We start from the raw sequence: 20,284 nt of genomic DNA, 5'->3' as shown, positions 1-20,284 counted from the left end.
GCACGCTACGTTGACGGCATGATCGAGGGAGAGAACAGGACCGAACCCATCAGGCCGCAGCGCTTCCACGAGACCGCCGGCCTCGAGGACTGGCGTGTGGTGGGCGAGGGGGCGTGCGCCTACTTCCGAACCGGGTCGTTCGCGGCCGGCGCCCAACTCGTGCGGGCCATCGGCGAGTTGCCGGGAGTCGTCGACGACCACCCGGACGTCGACCTGCGCCGGGAGGGCGTGACCGTACGGCTGATCACGCTCACGGACGACTACTACGGACTGACCGAGCGGCACATCGATCTCGCCGGGCAGATCTCCGCGCTCGCGCGCTCGCTGGACATCACGGCCGACCCCTCCGCCGTCCAGACCGTCCAGGTCACCGTGGACGCGCTCTCCGGTGCCGACGTGGTGCCGTTCTGGCGTGCCCTGCTCGGTTACCGGGACCGCGCGAACAGCGCCGAGGACCTGGTCGACCCGGGCGGCCGCGGAGCGCCGTTCTACTTCCAGGCGATGGACGCCCCGAGGCCGCAGCGCAACCGCGTCCACATCGACGTGTGGGTGCCGTACGACCAGGCCGAGGCACGGATCGCCGCGGCCCTGGCGGCGGGCGGGCGCCTGGTGAGCGACGCCGACGCCCCGTCGAACTGGGTCCTGGCCGACCCCGAGGGCAACGAGGCCTGCGTCGGCGTGGCCGGTCCCCCCGAGCCGCCCGCCGAGCAGCGATAGGCTCACGCGAACGGAGCTGGAGCGAAGGGCGGGCCGAGCGGTGACACGAGACCTGTACAACGTCCGGACGCGGCCCGCGCAGGACGCGCCCGAACCGCTCTCCGCCGAGGAAGAGGCACGCTTCCGGGCGCTGCTGTTCACCGAGCTCGGCAACAGGATCGCCGACGAGGGATGGGCGAGGTATCCCGCGTACACCCGGGAGGACCGCCGTCGGCTGGTCGACGTGGCGCACCGCCTCTCCGCCCACTGGGGCCGGCGGGTGGGCGTCGAGGCGGAGGACGAGTGCCGTCTCAGGCTCTTCCTCGTCGACGAGACGCCCGCTACCTCGCTGCCGTCCCGTTCCTGACACGGATCCGCCGGGATCCACCGGCCCGCCGGAGCGGTTCACAGCCCTGCCCGGGGTCGGCCGGGCGCCTCTGAAGGTCGCGCACGTCGCAGCGGTGGCGCGGCACCGTGAGGGCCTGCTCTACGGAGCCGCCTCGCGGCAACGGGCGTCGTCCCGGGAGCGCCAGGAGGCCGGGGACGCGGCGCGTCCGCGTTCGAGCAGCCAGGCGGTCGCCTCCACCAGGCCTCGGGCGGCTTCGAGCGGCGTCGTGAAGGTGTCCGCCCTCGCGGCGAGCGTATGCCCGCCGCAGTCCGGCACCTGATCGCACACGACCACGATCTCCGCCTCGACCTCCCACGGTGGCCCCCATCGCAGGTCCCACAGGCACCGGCGCGGAAAGTACGGACCGGCGGTGAAGTCGGCTCCCTCCGCCTCGGTGGCCGCGAAGAGCCCCGCCGCCACGATCCCCTCGGTCCGCCGGAACACGAGGCCACCGCCCGTCCCGCCACGCACACCGAGATACCGGGCCAGTGACCAGGCATGCGCGTCCGCCTCGGACAGGGCGCCGCGGACCGCTTCGGGGTCCCGCGTCTCCGGAAAGACCCACCGCAGGTCACCTCGACTCAGCGGGACGGTGTCCATGCGCCCCCGTCCGGCCCACCCCGGCGCGCCGTGGGAAGAGGAGCGGGACGCGGCGCGGGGAGAGGAGCAGACCCCTGGCGCTCCGGTGACCGGCTCACCGTTCCGTGCGCAGGCCGCCCAGCTCCGACGCTCGCTGCAGGGCCGGGACGAACTCCGGGTTCGCCTGGAGGACGAGGATCGCCACGGTCCTGGCGTCGCGCCGCACCAGCTCGAACCGGTGGAAGGTGAGCAGGGGCGACAGGTTCGACATGTGCCTCAGCTCGGTGATCCGGTCCCACGGAACGACGTGCTTCACCTGGCCGAACAGTCCGGTGACGGCGAGACCGCCGGTGTGGATGTGGCACAGGCGCGCCCCGGCCCGCGCGGACAGCCAACCCCACGCGATCCGCAGCCCGATCAGGCCGAGGATCACGGCGACCGCGATCAGCCCCTTGGAGAGCCCGCCATGAGGTCTCTTGAAGATCAGGAATCCCAGAAAGACCAGCAAGAACCCCACGATCATGCGGCGGAACATCTGCAGAACCCCGCCCATCGCACCGGCTATCGGGTAACTCCCGCGTCTGTCACCGAGTTCCGCCGTACTCCTGGCACCCCACACCACGCTGCCCCCCCCAGTCATCGGCCCCCGTTCCATGGAGCGGATCACCATGGAACGGGTCAACTATCAAGGGACTCAACCGTGTTGACAAGACCGTATCCGGTGCGCGCGTCTTGACCCTCACGCGGCGTGATGCCGCATGGTCGGTGGCGTGGAGGAACACCTGACCGTGGGACGCGTGGCGGAGCTGGCCGGCGTGAGCGTCCGCACGCTGCATCACTACGACGAGATCGGCCTCGTACGGCCGTCCGCGCGGACCCCGGTCGGTTACCGGGCCTACGCGACGGGCGACGTGCAGCGGCTGCGCGAGGTGCTCGCGTACCGGCGGCTGGGCTTCGGATTGCGGGAGATCGCGGATCTGGTCGACGACCCGGCCACCGACGCGGTCACGCACCTGCACCGGCTGCGCGGCCTGCTGCTGGAACAGCGGGACCGCGCGGCGGCCATGGTGACGGCGATAGACAGGGAACTGGAGGCACGGTCCATGGGGATCAGGACGACACCGGAGGAGCAACTGACCATGTTCGGAGCGCAGTTGTACGACGCCATCGGATCCGCTTACCCGGCGACCCGGCGGACCGAGCCGCGGATCGCGGCGCGGGTCTGGGAGGCGCTCGGGGACGCCCGGACGGTGCTGAACGTCGGCGCCGGCACCGGCTCGTACGAACCCTCGGACCGCGAGGTGACCGCGGTGGAACCGTCGGCGGTCATGCGGGCCCAGCGCCCCGCGGACGCCGCGCCCTGCGTGGCCGCGAGCGCGGAGAACCTGCCGTTCGAGGACCGGTCCTTCGACGCGGCGATGGCGTTCAGCACCGTCCATCACTGGCGGGACCCGATCGCCGGGCTGCGCGAGATGCGGCGCGTGGCCCGTCGCGTCGTGGTGGTCACGTACGACGCCGACAGCCCGGCCTGGCGTGAGCGGTTCTGGCTCATCCGCGACTATCTGCCCGAGTCCGCCGACCTTCTGGTCGACTGGCCCTCGGTGGCCGACCTGAGCCGCGCGATCGGGGGCCGGGCCGAGCCGGTGCTCATCCCGTGGGACTGCGCCGACGGATTCTTCGAGGCCCACTGGCGCAGGCCCGAGGCGTACCTGGACAAACCCGTGCGCCGCGCGGTGTCCGTATGGACCAGGGTCGGACCGCAGGCCGAGCGGCGGGCGGTGACACGGCTGCGCGAGGACCTGTCCTCGGGCCGGTGGGCCGACCGCAACCGCGACCTCGTCGCCCTCGACGCGGCGGAACTCGGACTCCGCCTGCTCGTGGCCTGAAACGACAAGGGCAAGGAGAGCCCTCTCCTTGCCTGTCTCAACGTATAGCGCACTGGGGGGCTTGCCGCAAGGCCCCGGTCACCGCGCACAATCGTCGCTCTGTGCCCCGGCCCGCGAAGGCGTCGGGTGCGCGCCGCCCGACTGGCGGAGCGGCCGGACGCCGCGTCAGCGGGAAGGCAACGAGGGACGACGACGTGTTCGGCAAGAGGTTCGACAGAGTGGGGGCGCCAGTGACCGCACAGCGCAGGACGACACAGCACGGCCGCCCCGGAGGCATCGCGATGACAGAGCAGTTCGAGCGGGACGAGCAGGTCGATCGGTACGTGCAGGACGAGCGGTACGTGCTGGATCTTCGAGAGGCCGACCGGACGCGGGTCGCGGTCGTCGGCGGCAAGGGCGCGCATCTTGGTGGGCTGTCGGAGATCGAGGGCGTCCGTGTACCGGCCGGCTTCGTCGTGACGACGGGCGCGTTCCGCCGGATCATGGCGGCGGAGCAGTCGCTCGACGACCGGCTCGACGAGTTGTCGCGTGTGAACCCGGACGACCGGGAGGCGATCCGTACGCTCAGCGCGCGGATCCGCCGGACCGTCGAGGAGATCGCCGTCCCCGGTGATCTCGCGGCGGAGATCACCCGCGCGCTGGCCGGGCACGGTGACGAGCGGGCCGCCTACGCCGTTCGGTCCAGTGCGACGGCGGAGGACCTGCCGACGGCCTCCTTCGCCGGTCAGCAGGACACCTATCTGAACGTCGTGGGGCCGGCGGAGATCCTGCGGCACATCAGCCGGTGCTGGGCATCGCTGTTCACCGAGCGGGCGGTGACCTACCGCCGCCGGAACGGCATCGACCACCGTGCGGTCCACATGGCCGTGGTCGTGCAGCGGATGGTGTTCCCGGAGGCGTCCGGGATCCTGTTCACGGCCGACCCCGTCACGGGCAACCGGAAGGTCGCCACCGTGGACGCCGGGTTCGGCCTCGGCGAGGCGCTGGTCTCCGGACTGGTGAACCCGGATGTCTTCAAGGTGCGGGACGACGTCGTCGTCGAGCGGACGATCGGCGCCAAACAGCGTGCCGTTCAGGCGCTGCCGGCCGGTGGTACGCGGGACGTGGCGGTCGACGCGCGGCGGCGGGAACAGCCGGCGCTGACGGATGAGCAGGTCGTACGGCTCGTACGGCTGGGGCGGCGCATCGAGGCGCACTTCGGCAGCCCTCAGGACATCGAATGGTGCCTGGCCGACGACGACTTCCGGATCGTGCAGAGCCGGCCCATCACGACGCTGTTCCCGGTCCCGAAGGCCGACGACCAGGAGAACCACGTCTACGTCTCCGTCGGCCATCAGCAGATGATGACCGACGCGATGAAGCCGCTGGGCCACTCCATGTGGCGGCTCACGGCCATGGTGCCCATGCACGAGGCCGGCGGGAGGCTCTTCGTCGACGTCACCCGGCGGCTGGCCTCACCCGCGAACCGGGCCGCCCTCCTGGACGTCATGGGGAAGGGGGACCCGCTGGTCAGAAGCGCCCTGGAGACCGTACTGGACCGCGACGGCTTCGTCCCCTCGCTCCCCGATCCGGCCCCCGGCGGGCCCCCGGCAGCCGACGGGTCCACCCCGGCCGAGGCCGATCCCGCCATCGTCGCCGAACTCATCGAGCGGAGCCGGGCGTCCGTCGCCGACCTGGAGCGCGGCATCCGTACGAAGACCGGAACGGAACTGTTCGACTTCCTGCTGGAGGCCTTCGAGGAGCACAAGCGGGTCCTCGGTGATCCGCTGAACATGCGGGCGATCATGGCGGGGATGGAGGCCACCTGGTGGCTCAACGACAAGCTGCTGGAGTGGCTGGGCGAGAAGAACGCGGCCGACACGCTGACGCTGTCCGCTCCCGACAACATCACGTCGGAGATGGGCCTGGACCTGCTCGACGTCGCCGACGTGATCCGATCACGGCCGGAGGTGGTGGCGTTCCTGCGGGGCGTCGACGACGACGGCTTCCTGGACGAGCTGCCGAAGCTCCCCGGCGGGACCGAGGCCCGCGACGCCATCGAGGCCTACCTCGACCGGTACGGCATGCGTTGCGTAGGCGAGATCGACATCACGCGGCCGCGGTGGCGCGAGCGCCCCGCCACGCTCGTGCCCGTGATCCTCGACAACGTCAGGAACTTCGAGCCGGGCGCGGCCGAACGGCGCTTCGAGCAGGGACGGCACAGAGCGCTGGAGAAAGAACAGGACGTACTGGCACGCCTGCGAGCCCTGCCGGACGGGGACCAAAGAGCCGACGCGACCAAGCGGATGATCGACCAGGTCAGGGCCTTCGCCGGATACCGGGAGTACCCGAAGTACGGCATCGTCAGCCGCACCTTCGTCTACAAGCGGGCTCTGCTGGAGGAGGCCGAGCGGCTCGTGCGGGCGGGCGTGCTCGCCGAGAAGGAGGACGTCTTCCACCTCACGTTCCAGGAGGTTCACGAGGTCGTGCGCACGAACCGGGTGGACGACCGGCTCGTCCAGCGGCGCAAGGAGGCGTTCCGCTCGTACCAGGCGCTCACCCCTCCCCGGGTGCTCACCTCGGAGGGTGAGGCGGTCAACGGGGCCTACCGGCGTGACGACGCGCCCGACGGCTCCCTGATCGGCCTGCCCGTGTCCGCCGGGACGGTCGAGGGCAGGGCCCGCGTCATCCTCGACATGGCGGACGCCGATCTCGAACCGGGCGACATCCTGGTCACGCCGTTCACCGACCCCAGTTGGTCGCCGCTGTTCGTGGCGGTCGCGGGCCTGGTGACGGAGGTGGGCGGCCTGATGACCCATGGCGCGGTGATCGCCCGGGAGTACGGTCTGCCGGCCGTCGTGGGCGTGGAAGGGGCCACCCGGCTGATCCGGGACGGTCAGCGGATCCGCGTGCACGGCACCGACGGGTACGTCGAGCTCCTGTCCTGACCGACCGCACGGACGGGGTCGGGCACGGTGCGATGATGGGGGGCATGGGACGACAGAGGACCAAGCCGGCTCCGACGCCGCCGACCACCACGCGTGGCCGGCGGACTCGTGACGCGCTGATCCTCGCCGGGCGCGACGTCCTGGAGCGGCAGGGATGGCCGGCCTTCAGCCCCGAGGCGGTGGCCCAGGCGGCGGGCGTCTCGTACGGCACCTTCTACACGTACTTCGAGTCCCGGGAAGACCTGCTGCACCACGTCGTCCGATCGGTCGCCGGCGAGATGTTCGCGTCCAGTCTGGTGCCGCCGGACACCGCGGACGACGCGTACACGAAGCTCGTGGAGGCGAACCGTCTGTACCTGCGTGCCTGGGACAGGGCGTCGAAGGTGCTGCGGCTCGTGGACCAGGGGGCGGCCGCGGACAAGACCTTGCGCCAAATGGTCCTCGAGATCCGGGAGTTCTACGTCAGCCGCGCCACGAGGGGCGTGCGGCGGCTCCAGGAGGCGGGGCTGGCCAATCCGAACCTGGACGCCCGGCTGACGGCGCTGGCACTGGGATCGATGGTCGAGCAGGTCGCCCACGCGAGATCCTCCATGGATGAGCCGTACGACGAGGACACGGTCGTCGACCATCTCTCACGGCTGTGGGCGGCGGCCATCGGACTGCGCGGGGCACCGGACGAGGACTGGGCCGACCGTGCCGGCGCCTCCGCCGGCACACCAACCGGCTGACGCGGGGGGTCGGTTGGTGTCCGGCTGCTGAGGACGCTCCCGCGCCGCCACCGTTCGGGCTCCCGCGCCGAGGCCCTTCGGTGTCTCCCGTCACGGATCACGACACCGTTCCAGGACGTGTCGCCTCAAGGCATTGGTGCCTCGGTCGCCTTCACGGCCTGGCGGGGTCCGTGTCGTCGTCGAGCAGGGGGCTGTGGCGTTCGGTGAGGGGGCCGACTCCGAGGTCGTCACGCATCAGCCGGCGCATCTTGGCGGCCGCTATGCCGCGTGCCTCCCAGCGGGCGCGGTCCTCCGGACTGCTCACAGCGGTGCCCTCGACATAGCCGTCGCAGATGTGGCGCAGGCAGTGGAACACACCGTTGGAGGCCTTGACGACGGGTTCGGGTGCGGTGAGCCACATCCGTTCCGACGCGATGCCGATGCCGGAGTCCCGGAAGGCCTCGCGCAGCGCGTGCGCCCGCGCGTCGTCGGAAGGGTGCTCGCGCCCGGCCAGGGCCCGCAGGGTCTCACCGAGGACCTTCACGGTGGTGGTGTACTGCGTGTAGACGTCGAGCCGGAGGCGGACTCCGTCCTTGGCATCCTCGCGCTTCCACCGATTCCGGTCGGCGATGAGGGTCGAGCCGATGCCGATCGCGGCCCCGGCCAGGGTGGAGAGCAGTGGCAACCAGTCCATGCGGGCCAGCTTGGGCCATCCCGCACCGGCCGCACCAGGTGTACCCGGAAGGTCGGGGGCCGCGCGGACGGTTCAGCACCCGGTGAACTCGGGCTTCCTCTTGGCCAGGAAGGCGTTCAGGCCGGCTTGGTAGTCGACTGAAGCGCCGGTCTCGGCGATCTGTGCCGCCTCGCATTCCAGCGCGTCGTCGAGCGTCGATCCGGAGGCGAGGGTCACGGCGGTCTTGATGGCGGCGAACGCACGGGTGGGTCCGGCGGCCAGTTCGGCCGCGCTCCGGCGAACCGTGTCCTCGAACTCCTCGTCGGCGACGACCTGTTGCAGCAGTCCCAGGTCGAGCGCTTCCGCCGCACCGAGGAGCCGGGGGCGCAGCAGCAGGTCGAGCGCCACCGCGCGTCCGGCGACGCGGGGCAGGGTCCAGGAGATCCCGGTGTCGCAGGACAGGCCGATGCCGGCGAAGGCGGTGGTGAACGTCGCGGACGCGGCGGCGATCCGGACATCGCAAGCGAGCGCGAGTGCCAGGCCGGCACCCGCGGCGACCCCGTTGACCGCGGCGACCACGGGCTTCGGCATGGCCAGGAGCGTCCGTACGAGAGGGTTGTACTGCTTCCGGACGGCGTCGGCCATGGCCTGTCCGTCGCCCACGGTGCTCGCTTCCTTCAGATCCTGGCCGACACAGAAGGCCCGTCCGGTTCCGGTGAGCACGACGGCGCGCACGTCCGGGTCGTCGGCCGCGGTCCGCAACGCGTCCAGGAGACGGGCCTTGGCGTTCAGGTCCAGGCTGTTCATCCGGGTCGGCCGGTCGAGCCGGATCGTCCGGACGTGTCCCTGTGTGGACGTGGTGACAACGGCGGCGTTGGGCATGGTGATTCCGTTCCTGGCTCGGTGCCGGATCGACCGACGGGGAGTGGGCTTCAGGTGGTTGTCGACGGAGCCGCGTGGATCGAGGTTTTCGCCGCGAGACCGCGCAGCGCATCGTCGTACTGCGTCTTGAGCGTCGCGACGAGTTCGGCGACGGTGCGGCTCTCCTTGACGGCGCCGATGCCCTGTCCGGATCCCCAGATGTCCTTCCACGCCCGGGCGTTCGTGTTGCCGCCGGAGCCGAAGTCCATGGCGGAGGGGTCGGACTCGGGAAGGTCGTCGGGGTCGAGTCCGGCCGCGGTGACGCTGCCGCGCAGGTAGTTGCCGTGGATGCCGGTGAACAGGTTGCTGTAGACGATGTCCTTGGCGGTGCTGTCCACGATCATCCGCTTGTAGGCAGGTGGGTTGTTGGCCTCGGTGGTCGAGAGGAACGCCGATCCGATGTAGGCCAGGTCGGCGCCCGCGGCCAGGGCCGCCAGGATCGACCGGCCGTGGGCGATGGCGCCGGACATGAGCAGCGGGCCGTCGAACCAGTCGCGGATCTCCTGGACGAGGGCGAAGGGGGACTGCGTTCCGGCGTGGCCGCCGGTGCCGGCGGCCACGGCGATGATGCCGTCGGCGCCCTTCTCGACGGCCTTACGGGCGAACGCGTCGCTGGTCACATCGTGGAGCACGGTCCCGCCGTACGAGTGCACCGCGTCGTTGATCTCGGGACGCGCCCCGAGCGAGGTGATCACGATCGGCACCCGGTGCTTCACGATCACGTCCATGTCGCGTTCGAGGCGGTCGTTCGAGCGGTGCACGATCTGGTTGACCGCGAACGGGGCGACGACGGCGTCCGGATGCGCGTCCGCGTACGCGGCGTTCTCCTCCGTGATGCGGTCCAGCCAGTCGGACAGCAGTGACACGGGCCGGGCGTTCAACGCCGGAAACGAGCCGATGACACCGGACTGGCACTGGGCGATGACCAGTTCGGGTCCCGAGGCGATGAACAGGGGCGAGCCCACGACGGGCAGCGTGAGGGGCCGTGACAGGGCGGAGGGCAGCGGCATGGCGGGTCCTTTGACGGCGTGCGTCGAGCCCTCGGTGGCATGACGGCCAACGGCAAAGGGCTGCGGCAGGGACAAGAGCAGGGACAGGGACAGGGCAGCGATTGTGCAACTCGTTGCACAATCGGGCAAGGGCATCCACCGGCTGCCCAAGCGCCCCCGATGACGTCGACACCCGCACTCCCGACCCTCCCGCACGCGGCACGACCAGCGGCTTTCCCGAGCGCGCATCGGGCCGATCTCCGATCTGACTTTTTTGTCGAAGAGATGCGCATCACACTTGCACGTAGACGTACAGGGTGTCGCGCGCACAACCACGATCTCCAGATCTCCATGCCTATCGGGCCAGGGAGTCGTCAACTCAAGACTTGACTATTTTGTCAGCTTGATCGACGCTGCCGTCATCACAGCGTCGGCCCACCGTGAGCGGTGCGGCTGTTCGCATCCGTCAGAGGCCCAGGGAGAGACGCGCATGGACGTCCAGTTCGACTTCAGCGGCAAGCGGGTGGTGGTGTTCGGCGGCACGTCCGGCATCAACCTCGCCATCGCCGACGCGTTCGCCGCGAGGGGTGCCTCGGTGGCGGTGGCCAGCCGGAGACGGTCCAACGTCGACGCGGCCGTGAGGCGGCTCGGCACGCACGGGAACCCGGTCCGCGGCTTCGTGGCCGACGTGCGGGACATGGGCTCGGTCGCGGAGGTCTTCGCGGCGGTGCGCTCGGAGTGGGGTCCGGTCGACGTCCTGGTGTCCGGCGCGGCGGGCAACTTCCTCGCCGAGGCGGGCCAGTTGTCGTCGAACGGCTTCAAGGTGGTCGTGGACATTGACCTGAATGGCACCTTCCACGTCCTGCGCGCCGGTTTCGAGCACCTGGCGCCCGGCGCCTCGGTCATCAACATCACCGCGCCGCAGGCGACGATCCCCGTGCGCTATCAGGCCCATGTGTGCGCGGCGAAGGCCGGCGTGGACCAGCTCACCCGGGTGCTCGCGCTGGAGTGGGGCGGCAAGGGCATACGCGTGAACGCGATAGCGCCGGGACCGATCGCCGGCACGGAGGGACTGGCCCGGCTCTCCCCGTGGGACGACCCGGACGGCGCCAGGTCGGTCAGGAGCGTTCCGCTCGGCCGCCTCGGCACCACCGAGGAGATCGCCGACCTGGCGATGTTCCTGTCGTCGTCCGCCGCCGCGTACATCTCCGGTGCGGTGATCCCCTGTGACAGCGGAGGCTCGTTCGAAAGCGTCCGCGCGATCGAGGAGGCCGGCCGCCTGCTCCCCTCGGCCGCGCGATGACGCCGGAGCGGAGCGCCTGCTGGAGATCACCACACGGTGTGTGAAGGAACGTGAGGCGTTCGGGCGGCCGCCGGCCGAACTCCAGCACGTGCGCTTCGAGTTCGCGGAGATGGCGACCGAGTGCGCCGTCACCCGGGCCTTCCTGGACCGCTGCGTCGAGGAACACGCGAACGGTTCCCTGGACGCCGTCCATGCCTCGATGGCCAAATGGTGGGCGACCGAACTGCAGAAGCGTCTCGCGGACCGGTGTCTGCAACTCCACCGCGGCTACGGCTACATGACCGAGTACCCGATCGCCAAGGCGTTCACCGACGGCCGTGTCCAGACCATCCACGGCGGGACGACGGAGATCATCGGCCGCTCGTTGCTCGCCTGACCTCCGCGGTCGGTACGGTTCGATCATGTCCGCGTTTCTTCAGCAACTCCCCGCTCTCATAGGTGTCGTGATCGGTGCCCTCGGTTCCTATCTCGCACTGGTCCGCAGCGATCGCGAACGCTTCAAGCGCGATCGGGCCGGCCGGTGGGAGGAGCGGCGCCTCGCCGTGTACTCGGAGTACGCACGGTCGCTGAAGAAGTCGGTGACCCTCACCTACCGGGTCGCCGCCCACCTGGGCAACGACCCGCATCCGCACCCGTTGACGCTGGCCGAGGCCGAACCGCTCCTGGCCCGGGCCACCGACGACCGCGATCCTCCGGGAGAAGCCCTGCTCATGCTGGGGAGCCGCGCGGTGGTGGACCGGGCCCGGGTATGGGTGACCGTGGTGATGGAGATGGAACGGTTCCAGCGCGCGGGCACCCGCGATCCAGGGGCATGGCAAGCGCTCCTGGAACGTCAACGCGTCGGCCGCGAGGGCTACTACGCGGCCGTGCGCGAAGATCTCCAACTGCCTCCCGGGCACCCGGGCCGATGGCTGACGAGCCCGGAGGCGTGACCGCAGGCGTCACCCGAGGCGCGACCGAAGCGCTCTGGCGTCACACTCGTCTCGTACCGCTCGCTCGTCGTACCGCTCGCTCGTCGGACCACTGCTCCCATCCGCCCCAGGAGGAATACGTTGGCTCCCACCGATGCCACCTACGCGATCACCGGAGCCTCCGGCCGCCTGGGCGGACGGATCGCACGCCGGCTGGCCGCCACCGGCATCGCGCAGACCCTCCTGGCCCGCACCCCCTCCCGAGCGCCGCAACTCCCCGGCGCGGTCGCGGTACCCGGTGCCTACGACGACCACGAAGCCCTCGTGGCCGCCCTGCGCGGCACCGACCGCGTCCTGATGGTCTCGGCCTCGGAGTCCCCCGACCGGCTCCAGGACCACCGCACCTTCATCGACGCCGCGACCCGGGCCGGGGTCGCGCACCTGGTGTACATCTCCTTCTACGGGGCCGCGCCCGACGCGACCTTCACACTGGCCCGGGACCACTGGCACACCGAACAGCACATCCGCGCCGCCGGAATCCCCTTCACCTTCCTGCGCGACAACCTCTACGCCGACTTCATGCCCGCTCTCGTGGGCGCCGACGGCGCGATCCGCGGGCCGGCCGGTGACGGCAGCGCGGCCCTGATCGCCCAGGACGACATCGCCGACGCCGCGGTGGCGGTCCTGCGCGATCCGCGTCCGCACGCCGGCCACACCTACGAGCTCACGGGACCGGAGGCACTCACCCTCACGGAGGTCGCCCGGACCCTCACCACCATCGGCGGCAGGCCGATCACCTACGTCCCGGAGACGATCGAGGAGGCATACGTCTCCCGCGCCGGGTACGGGGCACCCGACTGGCAGCTCGCCGCATGGGTGTCCACCTACACGGCGATCGCCGACGGCTCCCTCGCCACCGTGACCACAGCCGTCGAGGATCTCACCGGGCACCGGGCGACATCGCTGGACGAGGTCCTGCGGGCAGGGGCCGACGGATCGTCGACCGACTGAGGAACCGTCTCGGAAGCAGCCGGGGGAACGGTCTCAGGAACTGCCAGAGGAACAGCTTCAGAAACTGCCTGCGGGCGGCGAGTCCCGCGGCCGCGTTCAGCGCGGGATCACCCAGCGAGGGGTCCAGGTCCCGGCCGCGTCGTGACCGGCCGCCGCACCGGCGAGGTAGGCGCGGAGCGTGGTCAGCGCCGGATGGGGATTGTCCCGGTGCCACAGGAGCGAGTGCGGATAGACGGGGGCCGGGTCGGTCACCGGGATCAGCCGCAGCCCGCGCTCGTCGCGCCAGACGTTCGGAGCACCTCCCGGCGACAGCCTGGGGAGGGTCCGCTCGCCCATGAACGTGGCGAGCGCCGGGGTGTCGGCGACGGTGTCGAGGAGCGCGTCGGAGCCGAAGTTCGGGCCGGTCGCCTCGATGGTGAGTCCGAACTCGGCGGCGAGGTCGTCGTAGTACGCGGCCCACTCGGTCCCGGGGACGATGCCCGGCATCCAGATCCGGTGCCCGACGAGCTCGGCGACGGTGACCGAAGGGGCCCCGGCCAGCGCGTGGGCGGGTCCGGTGAGCAGGTGGAGCGGCTCGTCGAGCACACGGACCGACTCGATGTCCTCGGGCAGGGGCCGGCCCGGCGCGGCGACGGCACGGAAGGACGCGTCGATCGCACCGGACCGGACGGCGCCGACGGCCGTCTCGATCTCGAACAGCATGACCACGTCGAGGTCGATCTCGGGGTACGTACCGTGGAAGCCGCGCATCAGACCGGACGCCGCGCCGCGCGAGGCGATGATGTCGACGCGCAGTGGACGGCGGCCGGTGCGCACGGACGCGACCGCGCGTTCGGACACGCGCAGCAGCTCCCGCGCGTGGGGCAGGAACGCCTGACCGTCGATGGTGAGCTCGGCGCCTCGCGGAGTGCGGGTGAACAACCGCACCCCGAGGGTCCGCTCCAGCACGGCGACGCGTTTGGAGACGGCCTGCTGGGTGACCGCCAGCTCGGCGGCGGCCTCCTGGAACTGCCCCGCGTCGGCGACGGCGACGAACGTCCGGACGGCGTCGAGGTCCACATGGCCACCCTAACGCCACAACCGATGGTTGTGGCGTGCGCTCATGCGGTTGTTTGATCCCCGGTCGCCGTGCTCGCTTTGATGTCCTCGGACGCGGATCGGTCATGCGGGTGCCGGTACGAGTGCGGGACGAGGGGCGAGGTGCGAGGGGTGTCGGGCATGCGGAGCGGGCACCGGCTGGGGCGGCCGTTCGGATGGCTCTGGGCTGCGTACGGGGCGAGCGCGCTCGGCACGTGGCTCGCCTTCGGCTCGTTCGAACTGATCGCCATCCGGGTGCTGCACGCCGGGACGGCCGAGGTGGCCGTGCTCGCCTCCGTGGGGGCGGCGGTGGGCGCGGCCGTGGCGGTGCCGCTGGGCCCGTGGGTGGAGTTCCGGCGCAAGCGGCCGGTGCTCGTGGCGATGGACCTCGTGCGGTTCGCGGCGCTGCTGACGATCCCCGCCGCGTTCGCGCTCGGTGTGCTCACCTTCGTTCAGCTCCTGCTCGTCTCGATCGTCGTCGCGGCGGCCGACATCGCCTTCCGGGCCGCCTCCGGCGCCTATCTGAAGACGCTGGTGGCGGCGGAGGACCTGCTGGTCGCGGGCGCCCGGTTCGAGTCGACGGCCTGGACGACCACGATCATCGGACCACCGCTGGGCGGCGCGGCGATCGGGCTGCTCGGTCCGGTGGCGACGGTGGTGGCCGACGGGATCAGTTACCTGCTCTCCGCTCTGGGCGTCCGCGCGACGGGCGGGCACGAGCCGCGTACCGAACGCCGGGAGGCCCCGCGGGTGCGGGCCTCGGACCTGCTCGACGGCTGGCGGTACATCCTCGCCGACGGCACCCTGCGTCCGCTGTTCTTCAACACCGCCTTGTTCAACGGCCTGGTGATGGCCGCCCAGCCACTGCTGGCCGTCCTGATGCTCGGCAGGCTCGGGTTCACGCCGTGGCAGTACGGCCTGGCCTTCGCCGCGCCCTCGATCGGCGGACTGCTCGGGTCACGGCTGGCCCGTCCCCTGGTCACCCGGTTCGGACAGCGTCGGGTTCTGGTCGTGTCCGGGGCGCTGCGCGCCGTCTGGCCGCTCGGCCTGGCCTTCGTGGGGCCAGGCACCGGAGGGCTGCTGCTGGTGATGGGCGTAGAGCTCGGGCTCATCTTCTGCTGCGGGGTGTTCAACCCTGTCTCCTCCACGTACCGCCTCGAACGCACCGCGACGGACCGGGTCGCCCGCACGCTGACCGCCTGGGCGGTGACGACCAAGGGCACGACCGCGCTCCTGACGGCCCTGTGGGGCGTGCTGGGCACCCTGCTCGGCCCGCGCACGGCCATCGCCCTGGCCGGAGTGCTCCTGCTGGCGACCCCGCTGTTCCTCCCCCGGCACACCCGAACGAACCCGACGACCACGGAGGCGGCACCGGAGCACGTCTGAAACGGGTGCCGGCTCAGCCACGCCCCTTGATGTAGCGGCCGATGCAGCTGTTGGTGGTCGTACGGCCGCGTTCCGCGCAGAACGCGAGGGCCGCGCGGTTGTCGGCGAACGGACCGGGCGCGTAGATCACCCAGTAGCCGGGGCGCAGGGGCGCGTAGTCGTCGCTGCGCAGGACGAGCGCTTCCGGCACGGACAGGCGAATGTCCGCGAGATGCCGGTCGCGGGCCGCGGTACCCGCGGAGAAGGGTTCGGAGGACAACTGGGCGATCCAGCGACCGGATTCCGCCGGAGCGGGCGGCGACTCGGAACGTGCGGGGGTGGACGCCACCGCATCGATACGGGTGGGACTGGACACCACCGGATCACTGGTCGCGGGTGCCGGACTCGCGCTCCGCTGGGGCGGCGAACTCTGAGTCGTGGTGGCGGGTGCGGCGGATGTGCTCGGGGCGGCACCTCCTGCCCGGGCGGACGGCTTGTCGTCGCCGAACGGTGCCAGGGTGAGAACCAGCGTGGTGACCGCGACGACGGTCAGGGTGAGCACGACGGCGAGGACGGTGCCGCGATGCCGGTGCGGATGTCCTGGGAGCGGGGAATCCGGCAGGGTCTGCGGTGTCGGGAAGAACGGGGCCGGGACGGGCGGGGCCGCGAAGGACGGTGCCGGGACCGCCGGGGCCGGGATCGACGCCGCCGTCAGCGTCGGCGGGTCCCATCGCGGTGAGGCGCCCGACTCGACCTGGGCAAGCATCGCGTCCAGTCGCGCACCGTCGGGGCGGGCGGCCGGGTCGCGTACGAGGAGGGACCGCAGGACCTCGGAGAGGGGACCGGAGCGCACGGGCGGTGGAACGGGGTCGTCGAGGACGGCGGCCAGGGTGGCGAGCGTGGTCACACGGCGCAGCGGGCTCACACCCTCCACGCACACGTACAGGAGCAGCCCGAGGGACCACAGGTCGGAGGCCGGGTCGTCGTCGTGGCCGCGGATGCGCTCGGGGGCCATGTACTCGGGGGAGCCGACGAGTTCGCCGGTGGCCGTGAGTGCGGTCGCGCCCTGGAGGGCGGCGATGCCGAAGTCGGTGAGCACGGCCTGGCCGTCCGGGCGGAGCAGGACGTTGGCCGGCTTGACGTCCCGGTGCTGAATGCCCGCCGCGTGGGCGACACGTAAGGCGGCGAGCACCTGCCGGCCGACGCGCCCGGTCTCCGTCGGGTTCAACAATCCTTCGGACAGACGTTGTTGCAATGACTGGCCGGGCACCAGCTCCATCACGATCCACGGGTGGGGCTGGGTGTCGACGATCTGGTGGACGGTCACGACGTGCGGATGGTTGAGCCGTGCCAGGGCCTTCGCCTCGCGCAGGACCCGTTCGCGGACGGCGTGGGACGCCTCCGCCTCCGGGTGTACGGCCTTGAGGGCGACGTCCCGGTCCAGCACGGTGTCACGAGCCCGCCATACCGTGCCCATTCCCCCGCTGCCGAGCCGGTCGATCAGCTCGAAGCGTCCGTCGATCATGTCCCCCGATGCGTTCATACGCGTCACATTAGGGCAGTTCGCGAGGGCCGAGACACGGTTGCCGTGATCGGTACGACCGACGGCGTACGGGGGTGCCGGTGCCGATGTTCACCATGAGGCGGCGCGGCACCACCGCGCCCCACGCGGCCGGTGTCCCCCGCCGGGCCGCTGCGGATGCGGCCTGGCGGGCGGGCGGCTGTCAGGGCGCTATTCCAGGGGGCATTGGGTCAGCAGTGTCGTAGCGTCCGCGTCGGCCGGGCGCGGCACGGTGTGGCCGGCCGGAGGGCGTCCGTCGCCGGCCAGCCAGCGTTCCAGTGCCGTGAAGGCCGAGCGGTGGCACGGTGTCATCGGGCGGAGCCGGTCGGGGAAGGCGTCGACGAGCGAGTCGGTGTGGGTCCCGTCCGCGATGCGGTAGTACCGCAGCAATGGGCCCCGCCCGGCCTCGCGCACCATGCGGGCGTAGACGTCCCCGTCGCGGCTGATCGGCAGCAGCACGTCGAGCGTGCCCTGAAGGGTGATCAGTGGTTTGCCGATGCGTCCGGTCAGCGCGATGCGGTCGACGGCGCGGTGCACGGACCGCGGTCTCGCGCCGTAGTCGTAGTCGGCGTCGCAGCCGGGGGTTCCGGAGGCGCAGAACGGGGTTCCGGCCTCGGTCGCCCCGTCGTAACCGGGGTCCAGTTCCTCACGATAGATGCGCTGGGTCAGGTCCCAGTAGGTCTTGTAGTGGTACGGCCACAGGAACTCCGACCCGGCCGGATAGCCGGCAGCGTGCAGGGCGTCCTGAGCCTCGTCGGCGCCGGGTCCGCCTGCCGCGTAGTCCGGGTAGGCGCGCAGCGCGGGCGGCAGGAAGGTGAGCAGGCCGCCGTCGGAGTTCCAGAGCGTGCCCTCCCAGTCGACTCCCCCGTCGTAGAGCTCGGGGTGGTTCTCCAGTTGCCAGCGGACCAGATAGCCGCCGTTGGAGATGCCCGTGGCGATGGTGCGGGAAGGGGACTTCCCGTAGCGCTCCTTGACGACCGTGCGGGCTGCCCGGGTGAGCTGCGTGAGCCGTGTGTTCCACTCGGTTATGGCATCACCGGGCCCGCGGCCGTCGCGGTGGAAGGCGAGACCGGTGTTGCCCTTGTCGGTGGCGGCGTAGGCGTAGCCGCGTGAGAGCACCCAGTCGGAGATCGCACGGTCGTTGGCGTACTGCTCGCGGTTGCCCGGTGTTCCGGCGACGACGAGTCCGCCGTTCCAGTGATCGGGGAGCCGGATCACGAACTGCGCGTCGTGATTCCAGCCGTGGTCGGTGTTGGTGGTGGACGTGTCGGGGAAGTAGCCGTCGATCTGGGTCCCGGGCACTCCGCTGGGCGTCGGCAGGTCCTTGGGCGTCAGGCCGGCGTAGTCGGCGGGGTCGGTGTGGCCGGAGGCCACGGTCCCGGCGGTGGTCAACTCGTCCAGACAGACGGCCTGTTGGTGGGCGGCGCCGGGTACCCGCGGCTGATCGTCCGTGGAACAGGTCCCGGTGTGCAGGCCGTGGCCGCCGAGAGCGGGTGACGGGCCGGCCGACGCGAGCACGCCCGAACCGGCGGTCGCGAGCACCAGCACGCAGAGCGCGGCCCGCCATCTGGGCCGTCGTCGGCCGGGTGGGGTGACGTCCGTACTGGGGTGGAGCATCCGGGACCTCGAATCCGAGTGGGATGGGGTGGGGCGGGGCAGGGTGGGGTGGACGCGCTGGAGGCTAGTGAGGCGGGACCCGTGGGGACATGTGTCGGGCCGCCATGACGGCGGTGGCGGGAGCAGCGTCGGCCACCATGGCGATCCAAGTCCCCTCGTGTGCCGCAGACCTGAGGCGCGATCAGGGGCAGCCGCCGTCGGCGATGGTGTAGGTGCCGACGGGTGACTCCTTCAGGGTGTGCGTGACGAAGGTGTTGTACAGCCCCATGTTCTGGTTCGAGCCCTTGGCGTAGGTGTAGCCGCCGCCGGTGACGGCCCGGCCGGCCTGGACGTGGGCGTAGTTGCTGCTCGTCCAGCAGGCGGCGGTGCCGCCGCCGGTGGTCGTGGCGGTGACCGTTCCCGAACGGGGGCCCGCGGTACCGGTGTTGTCGCGCGCTGCGACCGCATAGGTGTGCGTGGTGCCCGCCGTCAGTCCGGTGTCCGTGTACGACGTACCGCTCGTGGTCCCGACCGGGGTGCCGTCGCGGAACACGGTGTAGTCGGCGGCGCCGCTCACCGCCTCCCAGGTCAGACTGACGCTGGTGCCGGTGACCGCGCCCGTGGCCAGTCCGGTGGGCGCGGGCAGTGAGCCCCCGCCGGATCCGGTGTCGTCGAGACCGAAGAAGCGGGCGATCCAGTAGCTGGAGCAGATCGAGTCGAGGAAGTACGGGGCACCGGTGGCACCGCACTGCTGGGCACCACTGCCCGGTTCGACCGGGGTGCCGTGCCCGATGCCGGGTACGGCGTCGACCTCGACGGCGACCGTGCCGTCCGCCGCCAAGTATTCGTCGTGCCGGGTGGAGTCGGGTCCGATGACGGAGCTGCGGGTGGGGGTCTGGGACAGCCCCTGGACCGCCGTCCATTGGTCGCGCAGCTCGGTGGCGTTGCGCGGCACGACGGTGGTGTCCTGCTCGCCGTACCAGATCGCCGTACGGGGCCAGGGGCCGTCGTACGACGGGTAGGCGTCGCGGACCCGCTGGGCCCAGGCGCTCGGGGCGAGGTCGACTCCCGGGTTCATGCAGGTGTACGGGCTGTTGTCGCGGGTGCAGTCGTAGGGCAGACCGGCGACGACCGCGCCGGCGGCGAAGACGTCGGGGTAGGCGGCCAGCATGACCGAGGTCATGGCGCCGCCCGCGGACAGGCCGGTGACGTACACGCGTCCCGGGTCGGCCCCGTAGGCGGAGACGGCGTGGCTCACCATCTGGCTGACGGAGAGGGCCTCGCCCTGCCCACGTCGGTTGTCCGTCGTCTGGAACCAGTTGAAGCATTTGTTGATGTTGTTCGAGGAGGTCGTCTCCGCGAGCACGAGGACGAAGCCGTCCCGGTCGGCGAGTCCGGGCAGTCCGGAGTTGTCGGCGTAGGCCTGGGCGCTCTGTGTGCACCCGTGCAGGGCGACGACCACGGGCGGGTTCGCGGGCAGGGACGCCGGACGGTACACGTACATGTTCAACTGGCCCGGGTTCGAGCCGAAGCCGGTGACGCGGGTGACCGGCACGGCGGCCTGGGCGGCGGGCACCGGGCCGGTCAGGGCGGCCCCCAGGACCAGGGCCGCGATGGTGAGGAGGCGGCTCAGCAGGTGGACCGGACGGTTCCGGCGCCTTCGGGGCGGTGAGGGGCGTTGCATGGGCGGCTCC

General features: G+C 71.3%; 18 protein-coding genes and 1 pseudogene. 10 read left to right on the top strand and 9 right to left on the bottom strand.

The features are described from left to right. The first annotated feature begins 18 nt into the window (after window positions 1-18). Entirely contained in the window at window positions 19-717 is a 699-nt protein-coding gene (locus ACIQ7M_RS30710) for a VOC family protein (RefSeq protein WP_403650546.1), read from the top strand. 40 nt (window positions 718-757) lie between these two features. Then, window positions 758-1,063 carry a hypothetical protein gene (locus ACIQ7M_RS30705; RefSeq protein WP_403650544.1) on the top strand — a complete coding sequence of 102 codons (306 nt, stop codon included), beginning with the start codon at window positions 758-760 and terminating at the stop codon, window positions 1,061-1,063. A gap of 120 nt (window positions 1,064-1,183) precedes the next feature. Here ACIQ7M_RS30705 and ACIQ7M_RS30700 read toward each other — a convergent pair whose 3' ends face one another. Together ACIQ7M_RS30700 and ACIQ7M_RS30695 are read right to left on the bottom strand one after the other, a co-directional pair. After that, the gene (locus tag ACIQ7M_RS30700; RefSeq protein WP_403650542.1) at window positions 1,184-1,684 is read right to left on the bottom strand and encodes a hypothetical protein; all 501 of its coding nucleotides are present in this window, start codon (window positions 1,682-1,684) and stop codon (window positions 1,184-1,186) included. Between the two features lie 94 nt (window positions 1,685-1,778). Then, a complete protein-coding gene (locus tag ACIQ7M_RS30695; protein WP_403650540.1) occupies window positions 1,779-2,186 on the bottom strand; it encodes a hypothetical protein in 408 nt (135 codons plus the stop codon). Window positions 2,187-2,421: 235 nt separating this feature from the next. Between ACIQ7M_RS30695 and ACIQ7M_RS30690 the strand changes: the two genes are divergently transcribed. The 3 genes from ACIQ7M_RS30690 (at window position 2,422) to ACIQ7M_RS30680 (ending at window position 7,204) form a co-directional block, all read left to right on the top strand. Further along, entirely contained in the window at window positions 2,422-3,549 is a 1,128-nt protein-coding gene (locus ACIQ7M_RS30690; RefSeq protein WP_403650538.1) for a methyltransferase domain-containing protein, read from the top strand. Between the two features lie 281 nt (window positions 3,550-3,830). Further along, entirely contained in the window at window positions 3,831-6,476 is a 2,646-nt protein-coding gene (gene rph, locus ACIQ7M_RS30685; protein ID WP_403650536.1) for a rifamycin-inactivating phosphotransferase, read from the top strand. Between the two features lie 44 nt (window positions 6,477-6,520). Then, complete coding sequence (locus ACIQ7M_RS30680) at window positions 6,521-7,204, top strand: TetR/AcrR family transcriptional regulator (protein WP_403650534.1); 684 nt, start codon at window positions 6,521-6,523, stop codon at window positions 7,202-7,204. Window positions 7,205-7,355: 151 nt separating this feature from the next. Here ACIQ7M_RS30680 and ACIQ7M_RS30675 read toward each other — a convergent pair whose 3' ends face one another. The 3 genes from ACIQ7M_RS30675 to ACIQ7M_RS30665 all read right to left on the bottom strand — a co-directional run bounded on the left by ACIQ7M_RS30675 (window position 7,356) and on the right by ACIQ7M_RS30665 (window position 9,787). Continuing rightward, window positions 7,356-7,877, bottom strand: coding sequence for a hypothetical protein (locus ACIQ7M_RS30675; RefSeq protein WP_403650532.1), 522 nt, complete (start codon window positions 7,875-7,877; stop codon window positions 7,356-7,358). 72 nt (window positions 7,878-7,949) lie between these two features. Next, a complete protein-coding gene (locus tag ACIQ7M_RS30670; protein WP_403650530.1) occupies window positions 7,950-8,738 on the bottom strand; it encodes an enoyl-CoA hydratase-related protein in 789 nt (262 codons plus the stop codon). A gap of 50 nt (window positions 8,739-8,788) precedes the next feature. Further along, window positions 8,789-9,787 (bottom strand): NAD(P)H-dependent flavin oxidoreductase, encoded by a 999-nt coding sequence (locus ACIQ7M_RS30665; protein WP_403650528.1) that lies wholly within the window; start codon window positions 9,785-9,787, stop codon window positions 8,789-8,791. 469 nt (window positions 9,788-10,256) lie between these two features. Here ACIQ7M_RS30665 and ACIQ7M_RS30660 point away from each other — a divergent pair, with 469 nt between their 5' ends. From ACIQ7M_RS30660 to ACIQ7M_RS30645, 4 genes and pseudogenes are all read left to right on the top strand, one after another. Next, window positions 10,257-11,069, top strand: a complete 813-nt coding sequence (locus tag ACIQ7M_RS30660; protein WP_403650526.1) for an SDR family oxidoreductase — start codon at window positions 10,257-10,259, stop codon at window positions 11,067-11,069. A gap of 1 nt (window position 11,070) precedes the next feature. Then, window positions 11,071-11,445 (top strand): annotated as a pseudogene (locus ACIQ7M_RS30655) (acyl-CoA dehydrogenase family protein); the annotation flags it as partial. A gap of 25 nt (window positions 11,446-11,470) precedes the next feature. Next, complete coding sequence (locus ACIQ7M_RS30650) at window positions 11,471-12,001, top strand: hypothetical protein (protein ID WP_403650524.1); 531 nt, start codon at window positions 11,471-11,473, stop codon at window positions 11,999-12,001. A gap of 120 nt (window positions 12,002-12,121) precedes the next feature. Continuing rightward, on the top strand, window positions 12,122-12,991 hold the full coding sequence (locus ACIQ7M_RS30645) for an SDR family oxidoreductase (RefSeq protein ID WP_403650522.1): 870 nt from the start codon (window positions 12,122-12,124) through the stop codon (window positions 12,989-12,991). A 96-nt stretch (window positions 12,992-13,087) separates the two neighbouring features. On the opposite strand, the gene ACIQ7M_RS30640 is transcribed toward ACIQ7M_RS30645, so the two are convergent. Next, on the bottom strand, window positions 13,088-14,050 hold the full coding sequence (locus ACIQ7M_RS30640; protein WP_403650520.1) for a LysR family transcriptional regulator: 963 nt from the start codon (window positions 14,048-14,050) through the stop codon (window positions 13,088-13,090). A gap of 159 nt (window positions 14,051-14,209) precedes the next feature. On the opposite strand from ACIQ7M_RS30640, the gene ACIQ7M_RS30635 reads away from it, so the two are divergent. After that, window positions 14,210-15,454: an MFS transporter gene (locus tag ACIQ7M_RS30635; protein ID WP_403650518.1), complete on the top strand. Its 1,245-nt coding sequence runs from the start codon at window positions 14,210-14,212 to the stop codon at window positions 15,452-15,454. A 13-nt stretch (window positions 15,455-15,467) separates the two neighbouring features. Here the strand turns inward: ACIQ7M_RS30635 and ACIQ7M_RS30630 are convergent, their stop codons facing one another. From ACIQ7M_RS30630 to ACIQ7M_RS30620, 3 genes are all read right to left on the bottom strand, one after another. Next, entirely contained in the window at window positions 15,468-16,976 is a 1,509-nt protein-coding gene (locus tag ACIQ7M_RS30630) for a serine/threonine-protein kinase (protein WP_403650516.1), read from the bottom strand. A 189-nt stretch (window positions 16,977-17,165) separates the two neighbouring features. After that, window positions 17,166-18,611: a 3-hydroxybutyrate oligomer hydrolase family protein gene (locus ACIQ7M_RS30625; protein WP_403650514.1), complete on the bottom strand. Its 1,446-nt coding sequence runs from the start codon at window positions 18,609-18,611 to the stop codon at window positions 17,166-17,168. A 181-nt stretch (window positions 18,612-18,792) separates the two neighbouring features. Next, the gene (locus ACIQ7M_RS30620; protein WP_403650512.1) at window positions 18,793-20,274 is read right to left on the bottom strand and encodes a PHB depolymerase family esterase; all 1,482 of its coding nucleotides are present in this window, start codon (window positions 20,272-20,274) and stop codon (window positions 18,793-18,795) included. Window positions 20,275-20,284 lie beyond the last annotated feature (10 nt).

The sequence above is a fragment of the Streptomyces sp. NPDC096324 genome (assembly GCF_044763015.1).
GTDB lineage: Bacteria > Actinomycetota > Actinomycetes > Streptomycetales > Streptomycetaceae > Streptomyces.
This window is presented reverse-complemented; position numbering and strand designations above follow the sequence as displayed.